The sequence below is a fragment of the Glycomyces amatae genome (genome assembly GCF_020991375.1).
Lineage (GTDB): Bacteria > Actinomycetota > Actinomycetes > Mycobacteriales > Micromonosporaceae > Glycomyces > Glycomyces amatae.
Genome location: NZ_JAJLQZ010000001.1, coordinates 124,502 through 145,409, shown reverse-complemented (window position 1 = coordinate 145,409; position 20,908 = coordinate 124,502). Strand labels below are relative to the sequence as shown.

Sequence of the window (20,908 nt, the reverse complement as noted above, 5' to 3'; positions counted from 1 at the left end):
TATTAGCGCGGTGATAAATGACGACCCCACCGAGCGGGACTACTGGCGCGGGCTGCGGGCGCTCCAGGAGCACCTGGACGCCGAGATCGCCGCCCTGTACGCCGAGCGGGGCGTGGACGGCGTGCGCCCCCGCTTCGCCTACCCGCTGATCAGGCTGGCCCACCGCGGCCCGATGACGCTCCGCGAACTCGCCGCGAGCCTCGGCCGGTCCCACTCGGCACTGAGCCAGACCGTCACCGCGATGCGGGCGGAAGACCTGGTCGAGACCGCGCCCGGGGCCGACGCGCGCACCCGCGTGGTCCGCCTGACCGAGCGCGGCCGCTCGCTGGTGCCCTTCCTGGAGGCCGAGTGGCGCGCCACCGAGGACGCGATCGAGGCGCTCGACGCCGAACTGCCGGTCCGCCTCGCCGACTACGTCGCGGCGATGAGGGCCCGGCTGGAGCAGCGCGGCTTCCGCGACCGGATCGCCGAGCGCCTCGACCACCCCCCGGCGGGCGACGCCGATGAGGCCGGGGACCCGGGGCGATGAGGCCGCCGACCGGCCTGATCGACCTGCGGCCCCTCGCCGCCAGCGCCCCCTACCGGCGCGTGTGGGTGGGCTCGGCCCTGTCGGGCCTGGGCCACCAGATGACCGTGGTCGCCGTCCTCTTCCAGGTCTGGGAGCTGACCGGGAGTCCGGTGTGGACCGGAATGATCGGGCTCGCCTCGGCCGTCCCCATGATCGTCTTCGGCACCGTCGGCGGGTCCCTGGCCGACGCGGTCGACCGCCGCGTCCTGGTCCGGTGGACCACGCTCGGCTCGATGCTCGCCGCCGCCGCGCTGGCCGCGCAGTCCGCGGCCGAAGCGCACCACCTGGCGCTCGTCCTCGCGCTCGTGGCCGCCCAGTCGACGTGCGTGGCGCTCGGCTCCCCGGCCCGCCGCACCCTCCCGGCCCGGCTGCTGCCGCGCGACCTCGTGCCCGCCGGACTGGCCTTGCAGCACCTGTCCTTCCAGGCCGCCATGCTCGCGGGGCCGGCGCTGGCCGGACTCATCATCGGCCGATGGGGGCTGACGGCCTGCTACACGGTCGAAGCGGTCGCCCTCGCCGCCTCCCTGTACGCGGTCGTCAGGCTGCCGTCCCTGCCGCCCTCGGGAACCGAGACGCACCGCCCGGGCCTGCGCTCCATCGCGGACGGGCTGCGGCACATCGCCCGCGCCCCGGCCGTGCGCGGCTCGTTCGCCACCGACCTGTTCGCGACCCTGCTGGCCATGCCGGTCTCGCTCTTCCCGCTGGTCAACGAGCTCCGCTTCGGCGGCTCCCCCGAGACCCTGGGCCTGTTCCCGGCCGCGATCGCCGTCGGCGGCATCCTCGCGGGCCTCGCGTCGGGCCTGGTCTCCCGCGCCGACCGCATCGGCCTGGTCCAGCTGGGGGCGGCGGGCGCCTGGGGCGCGGCCCTGGCCGGGTTCGGGCTGGCCGAACCGCTGTGGGCCGTGCTCGGCGCGCTCGCGGTCGCCGGAGCCGCCGACACGATCGCCGTGATCTCCCGCGGCACCCTGGTGCAGCTGGCCACCCCCGACAGCCATAGGGGACGGGTCTCCTCGGCCGAGCTGGTCATCGGGATCGCCGGGCCCGACCTCGGCAACGCCCGCGCCGGGGCGGTCGCCGCGCTGACATCGGGGCCCTTCGCCCTGGCCTCGGGCGGGCTGCTGTGCGTCGCGGGCGTGCTGTGGGTGGGCCTGCGCAACCGCCCGCTGCGCGAGTTCCGCGTCAGCGACCCGGTTGAGACGGCTGCGTGAAACGGCCCGGGCGGTGCCGGCGGACACCGGTCGGCATGTCGTCTACGGCGAACCCGAACCGGCCGCGGTCGGGGATTCGCCGTCGCCGGGGGGACCGGTCTCGACGCCGAGTGCGGCCCAGGGGTCGGCTTCGTCGTCTTCTTCGCCGGTGTCATCCTCGTAGAGGTCTTCGGGCGGGATCGAAGGGAAGTAACCCGACCACATGAGAAGCGGGGGCCCCTCGTGTCCTGGAGGCGTGGCGAATTCGATGCTCGGCCGCTGGCCCTCTGTATGGCCGGGCGGTCGCAGACCCAGGCTCACGGCGTATTCGGCGAGCCCGAAGGTGTCGAGCTCATTCGCCTTCGCCGCAAGGTCGGCAAGCTGTTCGGGATCGGTGGTCACGACCCATCGCATATAGCCTTCAGCCATCCTTCAGCGCCTCCCCTGTGCCCCGGTAAGTCCATTGGCGGGACCATCCGTTTTCCAGTTCCGCATGGACATGCAGCGTATAGCCCTCGGGCAAAATCTTCGGCAGGTTCACATGGCACCCGTTGGGGTCGTCATCACCGAATCCGCCCGAGTTCCCGCACGCTGACAGGTTGATCCAGAGGGCCATCTCCTTAGTCTGGGTGTTGCGCATGTACGCCGCCGCACCGCCCTCGATATGCCATGAGGTCGCCATGCCGCGCGTTCGCCACTCATCCTTGAGATCCGGCGTCGTATACACCCGGTCGCCCTTGAGCGCCTTGAGCGGCTGCCCGAGCACAGGCTTTCCACTGCTGTCGTAGAGCATTCCTCGAGCCGAGGTCTTACCATCGACGCGCTTGGGCCATCCGAATCGCCGTATCGCCGCCGAACGCTCCGGGCTGCGTGCCCTCGGGTTGAACGCGGTCGCAGCCCGATCTCCCGTGGTCTGCGTCTCTGAAGGCGGTGTGAACCTGCTACCGCCTGCGATCGATGCGACGTACGAGCCCATGCGCTCGGTGCCGTTGAGGATGAGCGCGAGTACTTCGGCGAGACGCTCGCGCGCCGCACTCCACTGCGCGAGTGCCTCACGCGGCAAGGGATTCGATGACGCTTCGAGGTCCGCTTGCAGCGGTGCCAGCGCATCGCCGATCCGCTCGTCGGCCGCTTTCACCGTCCGGGCGGCCTCCTCGGTCATCGCGATGGCCGCGCGCAATGCCGCGGCCACATCGCCGATCGACACCATCGCAGGTCCTCACGTAGGGGAATGCCCAGCTTACGAAATCCGCCCGCACAGGATCGGCCAGAACAGCGGGAGCGGCGGCAGCCTGTGACAGGCGCCGCGGGTGAGTCCGCTCGGATTCGGCAAGGGGCGGGCCGACCGGTCCCCACCTGGACCGGTCGGCCCGCGGCTCCGCGGCCCGCCCGAGGTTCAGTCGCCGGGCCGCGGAGCGGTTCGAGAAGACTTGCGGTTCAGGGCGACAGGTGTCGCGTCGCGGTCACGAGTCCTCGGGGTCGGCGACCCGCGCCCGGGCCTGCTCCAGAATCCAAGGGCCCCACTCGTCCCCGTCCCACCGGCCGTTCCACTCCGGCACGTCCTCGCGGTCCTCGGTGAAGCGGCAGCACTCGCGCGGGCCCGCGCCGTCGTCCACGTCGACCAGGTACTCGGCCGGGCCGGGCGTGTACCGGTGCGGGACGGGGCTGACCTGGTAGACGCTGAACACCGCAGGGGCCCTGCGGAAGCAGCCCAGGTAGCCGTCGACGCCGGGTTCACCGTCCGACCGGAGGTTGTAGGGCCCTTCCGAGGTCGCGGACTCATCCTTCACAGAAACGCTCCCGGTCCCGGGCCGTGGGCCGGGGGCGGTTGCGGCTGTAGAAGACCCGGAACGCCGAGTCCTCGAGCCAGGCGCGCCACTGCGGTTTGAAGCCCCGCCAGAACGGGCCCCAGGTCGCCTTCAGATCACCGGAGTTGATCCCCGAGATGATCAGGACGATGTCCTCGCGATCTCCGGTGTACACCTGGAACGAGTCGGGCGCGTCGGCGCTCGACGCGCGGACCTTGTAGGTCCGGACCTCGTCGTGGAACGTCCCCCGCTCCAACGAATCGGCCGCGGATCGCCCCGCTCGGGCAGCATCGGCCATGCTCATCCTCCTATCGGGAGTGTCGGATATCCGATCGAGCAATGCCGGGAAGTCGCCTTGCCTTTCGAGCTCGGGCGACCTCCCGGCCTTCCCCACCTACCGGAAGCCGTATGGCTCGACTCCCGACGCCTCCACGCTATGGGGTGTTTCCGCAGGTGGCAAGCCGACACGGGGTGTCAGTTCCTTGCCAGGGAGGGGGTACCAAATCCTCAGGCCAAATTTTTTGGGTAAATTCTTGAGTCGAATCCTTTGGGGGCCTGGGTTTATAAGGAGAGCGTCGGTTTCGCAATTGGACCTCATATGCCATCATGGCTTGCCACCAGCGGCTTTCCCACCGAATGCGGGGTACATCTCATGGCGCGACTGACGCTCTCCAATTGGTACGGCATCGCGGCACTCAACGACTGCATCGATTCGAGCGGCGCTTCCGATGTCAAGGTGGCTGCGGCCCTTGACTACTCACCGCAGACCATCGCCAACTGGAAGAAGGGCACCGGGCAGCCCTCGGTCGGCGACATCCGGGAGCTCTTCACCAGGTTCGGCAAGGGGAGCAGGGAGGAGCGGGAGGAGCAGATCCTCTACGTCCAGGAGGTCATCCGCACCAAGAAGGCCGACCGGAAGGGCCTGGAGTTCGATCCGAGGTTCAACGCGATCCTGCTGGAGATGGGCGAGCGGCACTACAACTACAGCTTCACCTGGGAACCCGACAGGGTTCCAGGTCCGCTCCAAAACGATGCCTTCCACTTCAAGATCCTTCAAGCTCTCGAAGGAACCACCGATGAGGTCTCGCAGTTCGGCCGGAACTTCAAGGTTCGCCGCGCCAAGGGACTCCGAAGCCGCTGCGAACCGTTCAAGCTCTACTTCGCGATTGGTGAAGCTGCCCTCCTATGGCTTCGCCACCTGGAAGCCGGTGACCGCCGAGAGCAGTTGGACCTGCTCCGCGAGTGGAATTCTCTGCTCAGCTGCGAGATCCGTATCATGGCTCACCCGCATACCTTCCACAGCAACTTCCAGCTGTTTTTGCCCGCGAAGAGCCCCGCCGCTGGACCCGCCTTCGTGTTCACAGAGATCCGCGATCGCACCTGGTGCATCGAGGAGCCGGAGCGGGTGAAGTTGTACCATGATCCGATCGAGCCGAATTGGCATCGTGCCACACCACTTGAGGAGTACCTCGATGCAGAGCGCGACCGCTTGGCGTAAGAGCACCCGCAGCAGCGGTACTAACAACACCAATTGCGTCGAGTGCCGACAGACCTGGCGCAAGAGCACCCGCAGCAGCGGCACCGACTCGAACAACTGCGTCGAGGCCCGCTCCGCAGCCGGCGCTTTCCAGGTCCGCGACTCGAAGCTCGGCCACGACTCCCCGGTCTTCGAGCTGGCCGCCGCCGACTTCTCCGGACTCCTTCACGCCACCCGCTCAGCCTGATCCTCCACTGCGCCCGCGGTGACGACCAGCGCCGCCCCCTGCCTTCCGCAGGGGGCGGTTCTCGTTCCCCCGTTGAGCGCTAGGAGTTCTTGACGGGTCGGCTGGACCGTCCCTTTCGGCCCGTCAGTTCGGCATCGAAGGTCTGCTGGGCGTCCGCCATGGCCTCGGCGTAGCCGGGGGCGTTCATGCGCTTCCAGACCTCCTCCTCGGCGACGTCCTCGACGTGCGACATGATCCACCAGATGTTCCCGAAGGGGTCGCGGATCCGGGCGCCGCGGTCGCCCCAGGCGGCGTTCGACAGCTCGGTGACGACGCGGGCGCCGGCCCCCACCGCCTTCGCCACCGTCGCGTCGGGGTCGGCTACCCAGACCCGGAGCAGCGACGGCAGTTCAGGCCAGTCCTCGCGGCGGTCGAACGCCAGGAGGACCGTGTCGCCGACCCGGATCTCGGCGTGGCCGATGCCGCCGTCCTCCGTCGCGACGCGGCCCAACTCAGTGCCCTCGAAGACCTCGGTGACGAAGTCCAGCAGCTTCGCGGTGTCGTCGGTGACGATCCAGGCGGTGGCGGTGGTGTAGCCCTCGGGCTGGAAGTGCACACCGGTCATTTCGGCTCCCTCGGAAGGTCGGAGACTGATGACCGCCAGTTTATCAGAACGGAATTGTTTGTTCCAATAATGGGAACCTACCTCGGCACTCGCGGAGTCCGGGCCCTCAGGACCGGGACCAGACGGACACGTCGAAGTGGACCGACATCCAGAACGGCCCCTCGGGGTTGACCTCGGTGACCTCCACGAGCGCGAGCCGCCCCTCACTGGTGCGCACGCACAGCGCCATCCCGACCGTGAGGGGCGCGTCCTGCGGCGACTTGGTGTCGATCGCCAGGTCCACTCCGGGGTCCCCGGACTCGACGGCAGCCCAGCACTCCTCGACGGTGGGCACGGCGTCGAAGAGGACGCCCGACGCGTTCCAGGCCGTCGAGAGGTGGTTGGTGGAATCCTCCGGTTCGCAGGGGTCCCAGACGAGGTCGGTCTCGTCGTCGATCGCGTCGGCGCCGCGGTCGATCTCCTCGATGTGGTTGTCGTACCCGCGGTAGTCGCCGTCGAGGTCCACGTGCCCCTGGCACCTGCTCGCGTCGTTCTCCTTGGCGCCTTCCGTGGCGGCCAGCAGCATGGAAAGCCCCGTCTGCGCTCGGCGCCATGCCCCGCCGCCGTCGCCTTCGGCGGCGGCCGACTCGCCTTCCAGGCCGTACGGAATGCCGAGCCACTGCTCGTAGCGATCGGCGAACGCGCCTCCGGTCGCCGCCTCGCCCAGTACCCCTTCGATCGCGTCGAGCAGTTCGCCGTAGCCTTCGGCCACACCGAAGCCGTACAGGTCCTCGCGGTAGTGGACGTCCACCACCTCCAGCTCCGCACCGGCCTTCGCGACCTCCTCCCACTCGAACCTGTCGATGATCGCGGCCTGGTCCTTCCGGTCGGTGACCGCGGCGGCGAGCTCGGCGTACTCCCCGTAGTCCCGGACCGTGAACCCGTACTCCTCGGCGGTCGGCTCCATCCAGTCGCGCAGGCCGCCCGAGACGATCGCGACGCTCGCGCCGTGGAGGTCCTCGAAGCTGCCGATGCCCTGGTCGTCGAGGGCGACCAGCAGTTTCTCGGGGCGGGGGTAGCCGTCGCCCGTCTCGAGGTCCGCCGCGTGCTCGCCTTCCATGTCGAGGCTCGGAACGACGTCGCAGGCCCCGGCCTCGAACGCCTCGCCCGGCTCCGCCGCCCAATCGATGTCGACGACCTCCATGTCCTGGTCGAGCCGGTGCGCGACCAACTCCATCAGGTCGATGTCCAGACCGGCGTACTCCCCGGTCTCGGAGGAGAGGTAGGGGGACCATTCGCCTTGAGGGCACACGGTCAGGACGCCGTCGTCGGCCGCGGACTCCGGCTCGTCGCCGGAGCCGCCCTCAGCGCCGTCGTCGATGACGAACCAGGTCACCCCCGCTGCGAGGACCAGGACGGCGGCGAGGGCGACGGCGATCGCCGCGCGGGGCCGGCGCCGCAGCCGCGCGAGCACGCCGGCCGGCGGCGGCGAGTCGGTCGGTCCGGCCGCGGAGTGCGGCGGGAGGCCCGATCCGGTCGGGGAAAACGGCGGGACGACCGACCCGGCGGGAGGCCGCGGGGAGAGGGCCGGCCCGGTCGGGGAGTGCGGCGCGGCGGCCGGCCCGGCCGGCGGCATCGGCGTCGCGGGCGGTCCGGCGTTCCAGGTGGGGCGGTTCGGGTCGGCGACCATGGTGGGGCCGTCGTCGACGAGGGTGGGGTGCTCCCCCGCGCCGTCGAGGAGGCGCGCGAGTTCGCGGTCCTGCTCCGCGGCCAAGGCCGACACCGCGGTGGGCCACGGGTCGGCGCTCGGCGGGACCGGGCCGACGAGGTCCAGCACCTCGGCCGGATCGGGGCGGTCGGCGGGATCGGGGGCCAGGCACCGTGCGGCGATCGCGCGGACCCGCTCGGGCAGGCCGTCCAGGTCGGGCTCGGCGCGGGCCACGCGGTCCCGGGTCGCCTCGGCGGACTCGGCGGCGAACGGGCTGGTCCCGGTGCAGGCCATGGCGAGCACGGACCCGAGCGAGAACACGTCCGACGCGGGGGTGAGCGGCTGCGAGCGGGCCTGCTCGGGCGACATGAACGCCGGGGTGCCGATGATCGCGCCGGTGCGCGTGTACTGCGGGCCGTCGGCGGCGCGGGCGATGCCGAAGTCGATGAGCCGCGGGCCGTCGGCCGTCAGGATCACGTTGCCCGGCTTGAGGTCGCGGTGGACGAGGCCGGCCTCGTGCACGGACTCCAAGGCGGAGGCGAGCCCGGCCGCCAGGCGGAGCGCCGCCGTCTCGGGGAAGGGTCCGGCGGCCGCCACCGCCGCGTCCAGGGTCGGGCCGCGGAGGAACTCGGAGGCGAGCCACGGGACCGGGTCGTCGGGCCCCGCCTTGACCACGGCGGCGGTGCAGTGCCCGGAGACCTGGCGCGACCGGCGCACCTCCTCGCGGAACCGGGCGCGGAACTCCTCGTCCTGGACCAGCCACTCCCGGATCACCTTGACGGCGACCGGGCGCCCGTCCCTGCCGACGCCCAGCAGCACCCGCCCCATCGCGCCGCCTCCGAGCTCGGCGATGACGCGGTAGGGCCCGACCTGGGCGGGGCCGTCGTGGGGCAGGGGACGCATGGGGCCTCCGAGTGCAAGCGCTCCGGTTCCGAGCGGCCCGCTTCCGCGGCGGGCCGCCGTGTACGGCCCCACTGCACCACGGCCGGTCATGAAAACGTCCCGACGCGGGAGCGGCCTCCCCGGGGTCTACCGGCCACGCGCGGCGCGGTGGCGTTCGAGGTCGGCGGCCAGGTGGGAGCGGCGGAGCCCGCCGGCGAACAGGCGGCGCAGATCCGCGCCGTTGTCGTACGACAGCTGGGTGCGGAAGTAGTTGACGTGCTCCAGCACCGCGAAGAGGGCGAAGCCGAGGCCGGGGAAGGCGGCGGCGCCGGGCGCGTCGAACGCGGACCAGCCGGTGAAGAGCACGGCCGCGAGCAGCACCGGCGGGTTGGCCCGGGAGCAGAGGGCGAAGGCTCCGGCGCCGGGCAGGGCCGCCCGCCCGGATTCCAGCTGCCGCAGCTTGGCCGTCCAGTACGCCGCGCCCTGGACGAGCAGCAGCGCAAAGGCGCCGAACCCGGTGAGGTTCGCCGGGCTCGGCGGCAGTCCGAGCAGCCCGAACCAGACGAACGCCTGGAGCGGGATGTTGAGCAGTTCGAGTGCGGCCAGGGATCGCAGCCGCCGGCGGACCCGCTCGGGGAGGTGGTGGTGCACCTTGCCACTATGCCCGACCGCGTCCGGTCCGGGCGGTCCGCAAGATTCCACTTGAGACTCGGCGACACACCGCGTTTGAGGGTTGACAACGCGACCGGCGCTGTTCATCCTGATTCCGACACGTTCCGTGATCGTGTCCACCAACCGCATACGGCGTTCATCGATAACGCCGCCCAGTGGCGCACAGCTACCAACTTTGTCCACCGGGCGGCTCGACAAGAAAGAAGTTGCCTTCAATGTCGTTCACGACGATACCGCAGCTGACGCTGCCTGAAAACCGCCCGACACCCTCCCAGGGGAGTCTTTCCCGGTACTCATTCCGCACCGCCCCCTACGACGCCTTCGACCCCGGCCCCTGGCCCTGGCGGCCCACCGCCGAGTACCGCCGCGACATCCGCACCGGCCGCCACCGCCGCGACGAAGCCCCCGACCCGCTCCCCACCACCGGCGTCAAGCCCGGCGCGGCGCCCACCCGGCGCCCCAGCCCCCGCCCGGCGCCGCCCGCGGACCCGTTCGTCCGCCTCCGCGAACAGGCCTGGGCCCGCTTCCTCGAAGGCTCCGCCCCGCTCGCCCGCGCGCACACCGCCGCCCGGGAACCGGAACGTCGCAGCGGCCTCCGGTCCGCACTGGTCCGCTGGGCCCGCCGGTTCAAGGCGCGAATCCACCGCCTGGCACCCCGTCCCTCGCCGTCGTGAGCGCCCCCTCGGCAGCACCGCCCGGCCCGCCGCCGACCGGCCTCTACTGTGGCGTTTGCGCAACCCAGCCCGTGCGGACGCCCTCCCGGCCTATGTTGAAACCGCTTCGCGCCACCGCGTGAACGGAACGACGAAGGAAGGGAACGTCCGTGGCCATTCGCCAACGCGCACTCACCGCCCTCATGGCGGGCGTCATCGCCGTCCTGGCACTCCCGGCGGTGTCGGCCGCCGCGGAGCCTCCAGCCGAGCCGGGCGGAGAGGCCCCCGGCGACCAGGTCGCCTCGGCGCTCCCCGGCGACTCGGGGTTCCCGGACGCGCCGGGGCAGGTCGCCGGCCCGCCGGCCGATCCGCGGTACCCGCAGTGGCAGGAGTACTCGGTGATGATCACCCAGAGCTCCGCGAACGAGGGGACCAGCCGGGACATGGGCTTCGAAGGCCACGTGCTCTGGAACCACCAGGGGGGCTACCGGATCGTGGGCGACCTCGCCGCCGACTGCCGCCCCGGTCGCGGCGGCCCCTTCGCCGCCGACTGCGGCCAGGTCGAGCGCACCGTCGGGTGGATCGAGTACCGCACGGAAGGGGGCGGCGGCTGGCAGCGGTCCCCCTGGACCGAATGCCGGGACGGCCGGTGCGATTCGATCCGGATCGACGTGACGGGCACCGACCCGGCCCGCGAATCGCTCAGCCTCAGGCTCGTGACCTGGACGGAGGGCACGTGGGACTGGAGCGGGACCTACGAGCGCAGCCTGGCCACGACGATCCGCTTCTCCTGAAGGACCGGACGCGGCGGAAGCGATGCGGAGCGGCCACCGGCAGGTGGCCGCTCGCGGTCGCACCCGGTCGGGCGCGCGTCGCGCCGCCTCGGCGGTCCGGACCGGCCTCAGCCCTCGTTGGGCGTCGTCCCGGGGGTGCTGTCGGCGGTGACCTCGGTGAACGTGACGCCGTGGGGGCCGACGGCGGCCAGGTAGCGGTGGTAGACGGCGTTGCCGTCCATGTCGACGCCCGAGAAGACGTGGTCCATCGCGGCGCCCTGCGCGGTGGCGCCGCTGGTGCGCTGCTCGAAGCCGGCGAGGCCGCGGCCGTCCTCGAAACCGGGGGCGTGGCTCCCCGTGCCGCTCTGGACGGTGTGGACGAAGGCGCCGTGCGGCCCGACGTCGGTGACGGTCTCGCTGTAGCCGCTGTCCGCCGAGGCGACGCCGGCGAAACCGAGCACCAGCGGTACCGCTGCCGCGGCGACGGCAAGGCTCCGAGTGATCCGCATGAGATGAACCTTTCTGTCCGGGCTCGCAAGGCAGGAGCCGGTTCCCTCGTCCGCACGACCGCTGAAGGCGGATCGGCGCCGACCGGCTCCAGTGCCGAACATACCGGCGGGCCGGCGCACGACCCCCGCTTTCGCCCTGCGCCACGCCGCGCCGTCGCGATCGGCGGGACCCGGGGCCGCGGCAGCGGCGGTGCTCCCGGGCGGGGAGGCCGCCACGGATCGCCGAATCGCTCGTCTGTCGGATTTCCGAATAGAGGGAATCTCAAGAAAAGGGAGTGCGCCGCCGTCCGTTGTGTATGTTTGGTCGCGGGGTCAACCGGCCCTGGCGGGGAAATTGACAGGCCTGATCTTCGACAGCCATCCAAGCGAGAAGACCAGGCCCTTTCTCGGCAAGCACACACGAAGAAAGGCATTTTCATGCGCAACGTCAAACGTGTCATCGTCGCCACCGCCCTGGCGGCGCCGCTGACGCTCGGCTTCGCCGGCACCGCTTTCGCGGGTACCAGCTACGACCAGCACGGCAGCTACGCCGGCCCGGACGGAGCCGACTCTTACCACGTCCACAGTAGCACGGGACACCACCACGGGGACGACCACGACGGCGGCTCGCACAGCCACTACTCGCAGTCCAACAGCGGCGCGGACGCCGACGGCGCCTGGCAGGACCACATCCGCTCGGGCGCGCACTCGGACGGCGACGCCTACTACCTGGAGTCCTCGAACATGTCCGGAGTGGACGGCGCATGGAACTCCGAGACCATTTCCGTGGCGGGCGACTAATCGACGCTCCGCGACGATTACGGCAATGGCGGTGCCTCGTCTCCACATCGAGGCACCGCCATATGTCCGTCGCCTTTCCCATGCGCTGCGGCGCCCGTGCGACAGCACCGGGGCGCCGCCGCATGCGCGCCCCGCGCCGCTTCCGGCGCTCAGTCCTCGATGGGCGCGGCGGTCGCCTCCGCGTGCCCCAGTTCGGCGAGCCGCTCGAGCGCCCGCTCCAGTGCGGCGGTGTCCTCCAGCGTGCGCACCTCGACCAGCCTCCCCCACTTCAAGGTCATGAACTGGTGGATCACGTTGCGGTACGCCGTGCCGTCGGGGAGCCTCGCCTCGACCCGCACCGCCGCGGCCACCCGAGTGTTCCACGGCGGCCCCTGCGAGACCACCTGGTCCACCGTGAACCGCGGCTCGCTCAGCATCGAGAAGACCCGCCTCCACCAGCGCCGCAGGGCGTCCCGGGTCCGGCGCTCCCCGCCGAGCGCGTGGTCGCCGTAGAAGCGGTACGTGAACTCCGGCGCCGTCGAGGAGACCATCGCCTCCCAGTCGCCCTCGCTGATCTTCGCAAAGGTCTCCCTGACCTTGGACGCCACGATTCGCTGGTACACAGTAGTTCTCCAAAGGAGGTCGGTGAAGCCTCAGTGGCGGCCGGGGCCCTCCAGGCCGGTCGCTCCGTGCCTCAGAATTCCAGCTTCGGCCATGCGGTGCAAGCAGGTACCGCTGAGCGCGCCGCATCGGGCAGCGGCTCCACGAGTCGGCTCTCTCCCCCCCGTGATGGCGAAACGCGCAGGTCGGCGCGGTCTGGAAGCGGAACCGTACAGTGGACCGGATCGCCGTGCCCGAACCCGTAGGCGCTGCATCGAAACCCAGGTTCGGAGGCCCTCCATGCAGCCCCTGTCCCCCCGTGACCCCGACCGGATCGGCCCCTACCGGCTCATCGCGGAGCTGGGGCGCGGCGCGATGGGACGGGTCCTGCTCGGCCACGGACCCGACGGGCGGACCGTGGCCGTCAAATTCGTCCGCGAGCAGCTCGCCGAGGACGAGGAGTTCCGAGCCCGATTCCGCCGCGAAATGGCCGCCTCGCAGCAGGTCGCAGGCGCCTACACCGCCGCCGTGCTCGACGCCGGGCCCGACGACCCCGCCCCCTGGCTCGCCTCCGAGTTCCTCCTCGGCCCGACACTGCGCACCGCGATCGACACCACCGGCCCCCTCCCCGAGGCGACCGTGCTCCGCTTGGCGGCCGGCCTCGCATCGGCGCTGGGGTCGATCCACCGCGCCGGAATCATCCACCGCGACCTCAAACCCGGCAACGTCATCCTCGCCGCCGACGCCCCCAGGGTCATCGACTTCGGCATCGCCCACGCCGTCGACCGCACCCGCTCCGACCTCACCCGCACCGGCGGCGTCATCGGCACCCCCGAGTTCATGTCACCCGAACAGGCCGAGTCGAAGCCGCTCACGCCCGCCTCCGACGTCTTCGCGCTCGGCTCGGTCCTGGTCGCGGCGGCCACCGGGGCGAGCCCGTTCACGGGACCGTCCACGTTCCTCACCCTGAGCAGCGTGGTCCGCGCCGAGCCCGACCTGGACGGCCTGCCTCCTCGACTCCGCGCTGTCGCGGCCCCGTGCCTCGCCCGCAGGCCCGAGGACCGGCCGGCACCGGCCGAGGTGCTGGCGCTCATCGGACCCGTCGCCCCCACCTCACGACCATGGCCCGACGCGGTGGCGGCCCTGGCCGACGCGCAGCGCCGCGACCTCTCGCGGCTCCTCGACGGGTCCGGTCACGACACCACGCTGATCGACAGCGGACCGACCATGGTGAGCGATCCGAACCGGCCGACCCGGGTCGCGGAACCGCATCGGCCGGGCGCCCCCACCGGAACGGCGCCCGAAGGCCGCGAGCACCTCGCAGACCGGCAGGCCGACCGCGACCGCAGCGCCGAGCGGCCAGGTTCCGGACGCGCACGAGCGGCCCCGGCCAAGTCGTGGCTCGGCCCCGCCGTGCTCATCGCACTGGTCGTCGGCGCGGTGGCACTCATTCCGCTGCTGGGGCCGAAGCTCGAACCGGGCGGTTGCGTGCGGCTGGAGGAGGGGGACGCCTACACTGCCGCGTCCCTCACCGAGGACGAGGTTGACCCCATCGACTGCGACGACGCAGTGGACTACGAAGACATGCGGATCGCGTTCCAGGGAAGTGCTCCCGACGACTGCGGTGAACTCGCGTCTCTGGCGTTCGACGACGACGGCGACGGCTCCCACACGTACTACTGCCTGGGGATCGTCGGGACGAACGGGGCCTATTGGACCGAAAGCGACGCCGAGGAGTACGCCTCTGCGTCGGAGGGGACCTGACCGGGCGCCGCCCGGCGGTCGCAGACGGGCCCGCGACCGGCGTCAGGCGGGCTCGCGGACCTCGGCGGTGTCGATGACCTCGTCGAGGATGCCCCTGGTGCGCACCAGGTCCTGGATCTGGCGGTCGATGCGGTCGCGTTCGACGCGGAGCTCCCGGGCGAGGGACTCGGTGGTGCGCTCGTTCGGGCCGCCGTCGGCGTCGCTCATGCACGGGAGCACGTCGTGGATCGTGGCCGAGTTGAGCCCGGCCGCGAAGAGGATCTGGATGCGCACCACCCGGTCCACCGCCGCCTCGGCGTACTCGCGGTGCCCGCCGGGGGTGCGCTCGGACTCCAGGAGGTCCTGCTGCTCGTAGTAGCGCAGGGACCGCACGCTCACGCCCGTGCGCCGGGACAGCTCGCCGATACGCATGGTCTGCCTCACATTCCCTTGAACCTGACATCGGTGTCAGGTTCTACGGTACGCCCATGACGCACTCCGCCGAGGCCGACAGCCTCTTCGCACCCGCCCGGCTCGGGTCGCTCGAGCTTCCGAACCGACTGGTCATGGCGCCCATGACCCGCAACCGCGCCGAGGACGACGGCACCCCGCCGCCGCTCATGGCCGAGTACTACGCGCAGCGCGCGGGCGCGGGCCTCATCGTCACCGAGGCCGCCATCCCCGCCCAGGTCGGCATCACGACGCCGAACGTCACCGGGATCTACACCGAGCGGCAGGTCGAGGGCTGGCGCGGGATCGCCGAGGCCGTGCACGCGGCCGGGGGCCGGATCGTGATGCAGATCGAGCACGGCGGGCGCGTGGGCCACCGCGACAACAGCGGCCTGGACCCGGTCGCGCCCTCTCCGATCGCCCTGCCCGGCGGCATCCACACCCCGAGCGGGCGCCGGGAGGCGCCGGTGCCGCGCGAGATGACCACCGCCGAGATCCGCGCCACCGCGGCGGCGTTCGCGGCCGCGGCCCGCAGCGGGGTGCGCGCGGGCTTCGACGGTGTCGAGGTCCACGCCGCCAACGGCTACCTGCTGCACCAGTTCCTCGCGGATGGGACCAACCGCCGCACCGACGAGTACGGCGGGAGCGTCGCGAACCGGATCAGGTTCGTGCTCGAGGTCGTGCGGGCGGTGGCCGCGGAGATCGGCGCCGAGCGCACCGGCATCCGGCTCTCGCCCGGCAACACCGTCAACGGCATCACCGAGTCCGACGCCGAGGCGCTGTACCCGGCGCTGCTGGAGGCGCTCGCGCCGCTCGGGCTCGCGTACGTGCACCTCGCGTACGCCGACCCCGGGCTGGCGATGTTCGCCGCGATCCGGCGCCGGTGGACAGGGACGCTCATCGCGAACCCGGTCCTGGGCCCGGCCCTGCCGATCCCCGAGGACGGCGGGCTCGCCAAGGCGCGGGAGCTGGTCGAGGCGGGCGCGGACCTCGTCTCGCTCGGCCGGGCGTTCCTAGCCAACCCGGACCTGGTGGAGCGGCTGCGGACCGGCGCGCCGCTGAACCCGGTGCGCGAGGAGGGCCTGGAGTACACCGGCGGCCCGAACGGCTACACCGACTACCCGACGCTCGCCGGGGCCGAACCGGCCGGGAGCGCCGCCTGAGGCGGGTCGGCGCTCCCGGCGGCGGGTCAGCGCTCGACGCGCCGAACCGGCGCGGCGGGCGCTCCGGCCGTTTCCGGTGCTCCGGGCGCCTCGCGGGCGGGGCTCGTCCGCTCCAGGAGCGCGGCCGTCGCGGCGAGGCGCTCGGCCTCGGCGGCGTCCACGTTCGGGTCCGCGGTGCGGTAGGCGACCGCGAGGGCCGCGGCCTCGGGCGGGAACCGGTCGGCGAGGAGGCCCAGGAGGTCGCCGACGGCGGCGGTCGCCGGGCCGGACTCCGGGCCGAGCGCGGCCGGGTCGAGCCCGGCGAGGATCGCCCAGGAGACGGCGAGGTCGACCTCGGGGGCTCCGGCGGCCGCGTTGGTCCAGTCCACGAGGTAGGGGCCCTTGTCGGTGACGATGACGTTCTCGGGGTGCAGGTCGAGGTGGAGGATCCTGGGCGGCGCGTCGCCCGCGCCGAGGGCGAGGCCGCGGGCCGCGCCCGGGAGCCAGTCGGGGGCGTCGAGGGCGTGGAGGCTTTCGTGCAGGTCGAGGAGGATCCGCCCCGCCTCGGGGGCGCCGATGCGCCCGGCGACGGCCTCGGCGCCGAGGGTGGGGCCGTGGAGGCGGCGCATGGTGAGGTCGCCGCCGTCGACGGCGAGCACCTCGGGGACCGGGAAGCCCTCCTCGTGGAGGCGGCGCATGAGGCGCGCCTCGCCGCCCACGTCGAAGCCGCTGCGCCGCAGCACCCTCCGCTCGTCCAGCGCGAACACCTGCGAGGCCCTGCCGCCGCCGATCAGCTCCATGGGCCGAGCCTACGGGGGCGGTGCCGGGACCGCTCGGGACGGGAGCGCCCGGCCAGGCGGCGGGAGCGGCGCCGCTTCGCACGTTCGGTGGAAGTTCGGGGCCGAGAGGGCCCGCGGACGGACTTTCCGTCGGACCCGGGCGCGACGACGGGGCGGTAGGATCGTTCCCCAGGGTGGGCGGGGGTTTGGGATGGTATCCGACGCGGTACTCGCCATCGACCGTCGATGCGCCTCCGGGGCCTTGCGGCTCTAGAGGGGACGTTGGAACGTGACCGGTATCGCGGAGTATCGGTGCAGCTCATTCTGCTTGCGTCCCAAACCACACCATATATACCGACCTGATAACAAATTCGGTCCAGTTCGGGTGTGGCGGCATCAAAATTCACTTTCACCGGCGAACATCCATCTATGTCTTCTGAATCGAACCGGTCGACGACCGCGCGCAGGAGCGACGCCATCACGGACCGCGGCGTCACCGTGCGCGACGACGCGGTGGTCCGGCAGATCATCACGCCGCTGCGCCGCTACATCCCCGTGGGCTGGTTCGACTGGGAACCGTACGGGAAGCGCCCCAAGAGCTGGTGGCCGGACCTGTTCATGTTCCTCGGCTTCCTGGGGCTCGCGTTCTTCGTGAGCTACCCGTCGTGGCTGGTGCGCCTCGACTGGGAAGTGCGCATGTGGGCCGTCGACGCCAACGACGTCCAGTGGCTGCGGGACCTGGCGAAGGCGGGCGCCGAGTTCGGCCAGGCCCGCACCGTCGCCACCGTCACACTGCTCATCGCGATCTGGTGCGCGCTGCGGTCGCGCTCGATCCGGCCGCTGCTGATGTACGTCATCTCGTTCATCACCCTGGCGAGCATCCTGGGCATGAAGCACGTGCTGGGGCGGCCCCTGTCGCAGCACCCGTTCGCGCTCCAGGAGGTCTCGCCCGACGGGCCGCTGCTGTTCACGTACCACTCCGAGGGCGGCGGCACCATCCCCGACGCGACGGCGTTCCCCTCCGGGCACGCCGTGAACTCGATCCTGCTGTTCGGGCTCATCGTGATGCTGGTGGGCGGCGTCCTGCCCGCGTGGGCCCGGCGGACCCTGCTCATCGCGCCGCCGGTGATCGTGTTCTGCTCGCAGGTGTTCCTGGGCCAGCACTGGCTCTCGGACGAGCCCGCCGGGTTCCTGCTGGGCCTGATCATCATCCGCAGCGCCAAGCGCGTCCCCTGGCACACCATCCCGCTCGGGCCGCTGTCGGTGTTCGACCCGGCCACGAGACGGACGATCCTCATCTCGGTGCTGCTCATCCTCGGCGTCATGCTCACGCCGACGCTGCACCTGATCCCGGCGCTGATCTCGGCCGCGATCCTGCCCACGCTGGGCCTGATCTGGCTGTGGCTGAGCATCAAGGCGAAGGAGCACCGCGAGGCGCTGGAGGCGGACGCGGAGGCCCCGGGCCCGGAGGACCCGGAGATCCCTAACCAGCCGTCTGATAGCCGCCCGAGAGCTTGACGCCCGCGTCGCCCTCGGCGACCTCGCCGATGGTCCAGGCCTCGACGTGGCGCGCGGTGAGCACGGCCAGCGAGCGGTCCACCTGGTCGGGCGCGACGATGGCGACCATGCCGATGCCCATGTTGAAGGTGCGCTCCATCTCCTCGGCGCCGATGCCGCCGACGCGCTGCACGACGTCGAAGACCGGGTTCGGGGCCCAGGTGGAGCGGTCGACCTCGATCTGGAGGCCCTCGGGGAGGGACCGGACCAGGTTGCCGGCGATGCCGCCGCCGGTGATGTGCGCGAAGGCGTGCACGTCGCACTCCTTGGCGAGCTCGAGGCAGTCCTTGGCGTAGATGTGGGTCGGGGTCAGCAGCTCCTCGCCGAGGGTGCGCTGGGTGCCGAACTCGGGGACGACCGTGTGCAGGTCCATGCCGCCCACGCCGAACAGGGCCTCGCGCACCAGCGAGAAGCCGTTGGAGTGGACGCCCGAGGCGCGCATGGCGATGGCGACGTCGCCGGGCTTGACCCGCTCGGGGCCGAGCAGCTCGTCGGCCTCCACGACGCCCACGCCGGTGGCGGAGATGTCGTAGTCGTCGGGCTTCATGACGCCGGGGTGCTCGGCGATCTCGCCGCCGATGAGGGAGCAGCCCGCGTAGCGGCAGCCGTCGGCGATCCCCGCGCCGATGTCGGCGATCTTCTCGGGGACGACCTGGCCGGTCGCGATGTAGTCGAGGAGGAACAGCGGCTCGGCGCCGCAGACGACGAGGTCGTCCACGACCATGGCGACCAGGTCGATGCCGACCGTGTCGTGGATGTCGAGCTTCTGGGCGATGACGAGCTTGGTGCCCACGCCGTCGGTGGAGGAGGCCAGCAGCGGCTTCTTGTACTTCTCCGTGTCGAGCGCGAACAGGCCGGCGAACCCGCCGATGCCGCCGACGACCTCGGGCCGGGTGGTCTTGCGGATCGAGGGCTTGAGCGCCTCGACCGCCCGGTCCCCGGCGGCGATGTCGACGCCCGCGGACTGGTAGGAGATGGTCCTAGGAGTGGTGGTGCCGCTGCTCACGCTGTGGTCCCTTCCCGCACTTGCGTGCTCGCTTCGGTGGTTCTCGGTGCCCGCCGGCCCGGGGCGTCCGGGTGCGGTTCCATGAGGTGCTTGCCGATGAGCTCGGAAGCGGGCAGCTCGATCGGGTAGTTCCCGTCGAAGCAGGCCGTGCACAGGCGCGACGCGGGCTGCTCGGTGGCGCGGACCAGGCCGTCCATCGAGACGTAGCCGAGGGAGTCGGCGCCGATCTGGGAGCGGATGCCGTCCACGTCGAGGGACCCGGCGATGAGCTCGGCGCGCGTGGCGAAGTCGATGCCGTAGAAGCACGGCCACTCGACCGGGGGCGCGGAGATGCGGATGTGGACCTCGACCGCGCCCGCCTCGCGGAGCATCCGCACGAGCGCGCGCTGGGTGTTGCCGCGGACGATCGTGTCGTCGACGATGACCAGGCGCTTGCCCTTGATCTGGTCGACGAGCGGGTTGAGCTTGAGGCGGATGCCCAGCTGCCGCAGCGACTGCGAGGGCTGGATGAAGGTGCGGCCCACGTACTGGTTCTTGGTGAAGCCCTGGCCGTAGGGGATGCCGGACTCCTCGGCGTAGCCGATCGCGGCGGGGATGCCGGACTCGGGGACGCCGATGACGAGGTCGGCCTCGACGGGGTGCTCGCGGGCGAGGGTGCGCCCGACCTCGACGCGGGTGGCGTAGACGTTGCGCCCGGCCAGCTTCGTGTCGGGGCGGGCGAGGTACACGTACTCGAAGAGGCAGCCCTTGGGCTCGGGGTTCGCGAAGCGGACCGAGCGCAGGCCGTGCTCGTCGACGGTGATGAGCTCGCCGGGCTCGACCTCGCGCACGAAGTGGGCGCCGATCGTGTCGAGGGCGGCGGTCTCGCTCGCGACGGCCCAGCCGGAGGCGAGGCGGCCGAGGACGAGCGGGTGCACGCCCTGGGGGTCGCGGGCGGCGTAGAGCGTGTGCTCGTCCATGAAGACGAGGCAGAACGCGCCCCGCAGCTGCGGGAGGACGCGCTCGGCGGCGGCCGCGACGGACTCGTCGGGGCGGGCCGCGAGGAGCGCGGTGATGAGGTGCGTGTCGGAGGTGGTGGCGCCCATGTCGATGCCGAGGTGGTCGACCTCCTTGAGGAGGTCGGCCGTGTTCACCAGGTTCCCGTTGTGGGCCAGGGAGATGGCCGTGCCCGTGGAGGAGGACCGGATGGTCGGCTGGGAGTTCTCCCAGGTGGGGGCGCCGGTGGTGGAGTAGCGGGCGTGGCCGATGGCCAGGTGGCCCTGGAGGGGCGCGAGCGTGGACTCGTCGAAGACCTGGGCGACGAGGCCGAGGTCCTTGTAGACGACGGTGCGCGCGCCGTCGGAGACGGCGATGCCGGCGGCCTCCTGGCCGCGGTGCTGCAACGCGTACAGCCCGAAGTAGGTGAGTTTGGAGACCTCTTCCCCGGGGGCCCAGACGCCGACGACGCCGCAGGCGTCGCGGGGGCCGGGATTGTCGGGATCGAGTTCCGTGGTGAGTCGACCGTCACCTCGGGCCACTGCAACTCCTCAGTTGGCTGGGGCAGATCCGCGGTTCGCGAGCCTCACCGCGGTTGAAAGGAATCCAGTTCACTGACGCACCCGTTGCCGGGCCGGTCCGAACCGCCGACCCCAGTCTATCGGACCTGCGGGAAGTCGCCACCCGTCGACGAGGGCGGGTGTGTGCCGTGCCCCTCCCCGACTAGGTGAAACCCGCCGGACGCCGCCGCGGCGGGACCGGATCCGCCCTTGCGGGGGAACGGGACGGCGCGGCCTCGAACCCGTCTACTGTCCCTAACCCCCACCCAC

At 71.7% G+C, this 20,908-nt stretch carries 23 protein-coding genes; 10 read left to right on the top strand and 13 right to left on the bottom strand.

Going from position 1 to position 20,908, the window contains the following annotated elements; all coding sequences use genetic code 11:
- Window positions 1-10: 10 nt before the first annotated feature.
- Together LO763_RS00695 and LO763_RS00690 are read left to right on the top strand one after the other, a co-directional pair.
- Window positions 11-529, top strand: a complete 519-nt coding sequence (locus tag LO763_RS00695; protein WP_230599917.1) for a MarR family winged helix-turn-helix transcriptional regulator — start codon at window positions 11-13, stop codon at window positions 527-529.
- Window positions 526-1,776: an MFS transporter gene (locus LO763_RS00690; RefSeq protein WP_230599916.1), complete on the top strand. Its 1,251-nt coding sequence runs from the start codon at window positions 526-528 to the stop codon at window positions 1,774-1,776. The genes LO763_RS00695 and LO763_RS00690 overlap by 4 nt, the downstream gene beginning before the upstream one ends.
- Window positions 1,777-1,818: 42 nt before the next feature.
- Here the strand turns inward: LO763_RS00690 and LO763_RS00685 are convergent, their stop codons facing one another.
- The 4 genes from LO763_RS00685 to LO763_RS00670 all read right to left on the bottom strand — a co-directional run bounded on the left by LO763_RS00685 (window position 1,819) and on the right by LO763_RS00670 (window position 3,861).
- On the bottom strand, window positions 1,819-2,184 hold the full coding sequence (locus LO763_RS00685; protein WP_230599915.1) for a hypothetical protein: 366 nt from the start codon (window positions 2,182-2,184) through the stop codon (window positions 1,819-1,821).
- Window positions 2,177-2,965 carry a DddA-like double-stranded DNA deaminase toxin gene (locus LO763_RS00680; RefSeq protein WP_230599914.1) on the bottom strand — a complete coding sequence of 263 codons (789 nt, stop codon included), beginning with the start codon at window positions 2,963-2,965 and terminating at the stop codon, window positions 2,177-2,179. The genes LO763_RS00685 and LO763_RS00680 overlap by 8 nt, the downstream gene beginning before the upstream one ends.
- 253 nt (window positions 2,966-3,218) lie before the next feature.
- Window positions 3,219-3,545: a hypothetical protein gene (locus LO763_RS00675; RefSeq protein WP_230599913.1), complete on the bottom strand. Its 327-nt coding sequence runs from the start codon at window positions 3,543-3,545 to the stop codon at window positions 3,219-3,221.
- Window positions 3,535-3,861 (bottom strand): hypothetical protein, encoded by a 327-nt coding sequence (locus tag LO763_RS00670; protein WP_230599912.1) that lies wholly within the window; start codon window positions 3,859-3,861, stop codon window positions 3,535-3,537. The genes LO763_RS00675 and LO763_RS00670 overlap by 11 nt, the downstream gene beginning before the upstream one ends.
- Window positions 3,862-4,215: 354 nt before the next feature.
- Here LO763_RS00670 and LO763_RS00665 point away from each other — a divergent pair, with 354 nt between their 5' ends.
- Both LO763_RS00665 and LO763_RS00660 read left to right on the top strand, forming a co-directional pair.
- Entirely contained in the window at window positions 4,216-5,061 is an 846-nt protein-coding gene (locus LO763_RS00665; RefSeq protein WP_230599911.1) for a Scr1 family TA system antitoxin-like transcriptional regulator, read from the top strand.
- On the top strand, window positions 5,036-5,287 hold the full coding sequence (locus LO763_RS00660) for a DUF397 domain-containing protein (RefSeq protein ID WP_230599910.1): 252 nt from the start codon (window positions 5,036-5,038) through the stop codon (window positions 5,285-5,287). Before LO763_RS00665 ends, LO763_RS00660 begins: the two co-directional genes overlap by 26 nt.
- A 79-nt stretch (window positions 5,288-5,366) precedes the next feature.
- Here LO763_RS00660 and LO763_RS00655 read toward each other — a convergent pair whose 3' ends face one another.
- The 3 genes from LO763_RS00655 to LO763_RS00645 form a co-directional block, all read right to left on the bottom strand.
- Window positions 5,367-5,891, bottom strand: coding sequence for a VOC family protein (locus tag LO763_RS00655; protein WP_230599909.1), 525 nt, complete (start codon window positions 5,889-5,891; stop codon window positions 5,367-5,369).
- A 106-nt stretch (window positions 5,892-5,997) separates the two neighbouring features.
- A complete protein-coding gene (locus LO763_RS00650) occupies window positions 5,998-8,481 on the bottom strand; it encodes a protein kinase domain-containing protein (protein WP_230599908.1) in 2,484 nt (827 codons plus the stop codon).
- 126 nt (window positions 8,482-8,607) lie between these two features.
- On the bottom strand, window positions 8,608-9,111 hold the full coding sequence (locus LO763_RS00645) for a hypothetical protein (protein WP_230599907.1): 504 nt from the start codon (window positions 9,109-9,111) through the stop codon (window positions 8,608-8,610).
- 236 nt (window positions 9,112-9,347) lie between these two features.
- Here LO763_RS00645 and LO763_RS00640 point away from each other — a divergent pair, with 236 nt between their 5' ends.
- Together LO763_RS00640 and LO763_RS00635 are read left to right on the top strand one after the other, a co-directional pair.
- Entirely contained in the window at window positions 9,348-9,806 is a 459-nt protein-coding gene (locus LO763_RS00640) for a hypothetical protein (RefSeq protein ID WP_230599906.1), read from the top strand.
- 149 nt (window positions 9,807-9,955) lie between these two features.
- Entirely contained in the window at window positions 9,956-10,579 is a 624-nt protein-coding gene (locus LO763_RS00635) for a hypothetical protein (RefSeq protein WP_230599905.1), read from the top strand.
- A 107-nt stretch (window positions 10,580-10,686) separates the two neighbouring features.
- Here the strand turns inward: LO763_RS00635 and LO763_RS00630 are convergent, their stop codons facing one another.
- Window positions 10,687-11,067 (bottom strand): hypothetical protein, encoded by a 381-nt coding sequence (locus LO763_RS00630; RefSeq protein WP_230599904.1) that lies wholly within the window; start codon window positions 11,065-11,067, stop codon window positions 10,687-10,689.
- Between the two features lie 417 nt (window positions 11,068-11,484).
- Here LO763_RS00630 and LO763_RS00625 point away from each other — a divergent pair, with 417 nt between their 5' ends.
- The gene (locus LO763_RS00625; protein ID WP_230599903.1) at window positions 11,485-11,847 is read left to right on the top strand and encodes a hypothetical protein; all 363 of its coding nucleotides are present in this window, start codon (window positions 11,485-11,487) and stop codon (window positions 11,845-11,847) included.
- A gap of 149 nt (window positions 11,848-11,996) precedes the next feature.
- Here the strand turns inward: LO763_RS00625 and LO763_RS00620 are convergent, their stop codons facing one another.
- Complete coding sequence (locus LO763_RS00620; protein WP_230599902.1) at window positions 11,997-12,449, bottom strand: nuclear transport factor 2 family protein; 453 nt, start codon at window positions 12,447-12,449, stop codon at window positions 11,997-11,999.
- Window positions 12,450-12,726: 277 nt separating this feature from the next.
- Here LO763_RS00620 and LO763_RS00615 point away from each other — a divergent pair, with 277 nt between their 5' ends.
- A complete protein-coding gene (locus tag LO763_RS00615; protein ID WP_230599901.1) occupies window positions 12,727-14,190 on the top strand; it encodes a serine/threonine-protein kinase in 1,464 nt (487 codons plus the stop codon).
- 42 nt (window positions 14,191-14,232) lie between these two features.
- Here the strand turns inward: LO763_RS00615 and LO763_RS00610 are convergent, their stop codons facing one another.
- The gene (locus LO763_RS00610) at window positions 14,233-14,601 is read right to left on the bottom strand and encodes a MerR family transcriptional regulator (RefSeq protein WP_255671561.1); all 369 of its coding nucleotides are present in this window, start codon (window positions 14,599-14,601) and stop codon (window positions 14,233-14,235) included.
- A gap of 56 nt (window positions 14,602-14,657) precedes the next feature.
- On the opposite strand from LO763_RS00610, the gene LO763_RS00605 reads away from it, so the two are divergent.
- On the top strand, window positions 14,658-15,782 hold the full coding sequence (locus LO763_RS00605; RefSeq protein ID WP_230599899.1) for an alkene reductase: 1,125 nt from the start codon (window positions 14,658-14,660) through the stop codon (window positions 15,780-15,782).
- 26 nt (window positions 15,783-15,808) lie between these two features.
- On the opposite strand, the gene LO763_RS00600 is transcribed toward LO763_RS00605, so the two are convergent.
- Window positions 15,809-16,561: a phosphotransferase gene (locus LO763_RS00600; RefSeq protein WP_230599898.1), complete on the bottom strand. Its 753-nt coding sequence runs from the start codon at window positions 16,559-16,561 to the stop codon at window positions 15,809-15,811.
- A 408-nt stretch (window positions 16,562-16,969) separates the two neighbouring features.
- Between LO763_RS00600 and LO763_RS00595 the strand changes: the two genes are divergently transcribed.
- A complete protein-coding gene (locus LO763_RS00595) occupies window positions 16,970-18,058 on the top strand; it encodes a phosphatase PAP2 family protein (protein ID WP_230599897.1) in 1,089 nt (362 codons plus the stop codon).
- Here the strand turns inward: LO763_RS00595 and purM are convergent.
- Together purM and purF are read right to left on the bottom strand one after the other, a co-directional pair.
- Window positions 18,024-19,103 (bottom strand): phosphoribosylformylglycinamidine cyclo-ligase, encoded by a 1,080-nt coding sequence (gene purM / locus LO763_RS00590; protein WP_230599896.1) that lies wholly within the window; start codon window positions 19,101-19,103, stop codon window positions 18,024-18,026. The two genes, LO763_RS00595 and purM, sit on opposite strands and share 35 nt — an antisense overlap.
- Complete coding sequence (gene purF, locus LO763_RS00585) at window positions 19,100-20,620, bottom strand: amidophosphoribosyltransferase (RefSeq protein ID WP_230599895.1); 1,521 nt, start codon at window positions 20,618-20,620, stop codon at window positions 19,100-19,102. The genes purM and purF overlap by 4 nt, the downstream gene beginning before the upstream one ends.
- Between the last annotated feature and the right edge of the window lie 288 nt (window positions 20,621-20,908).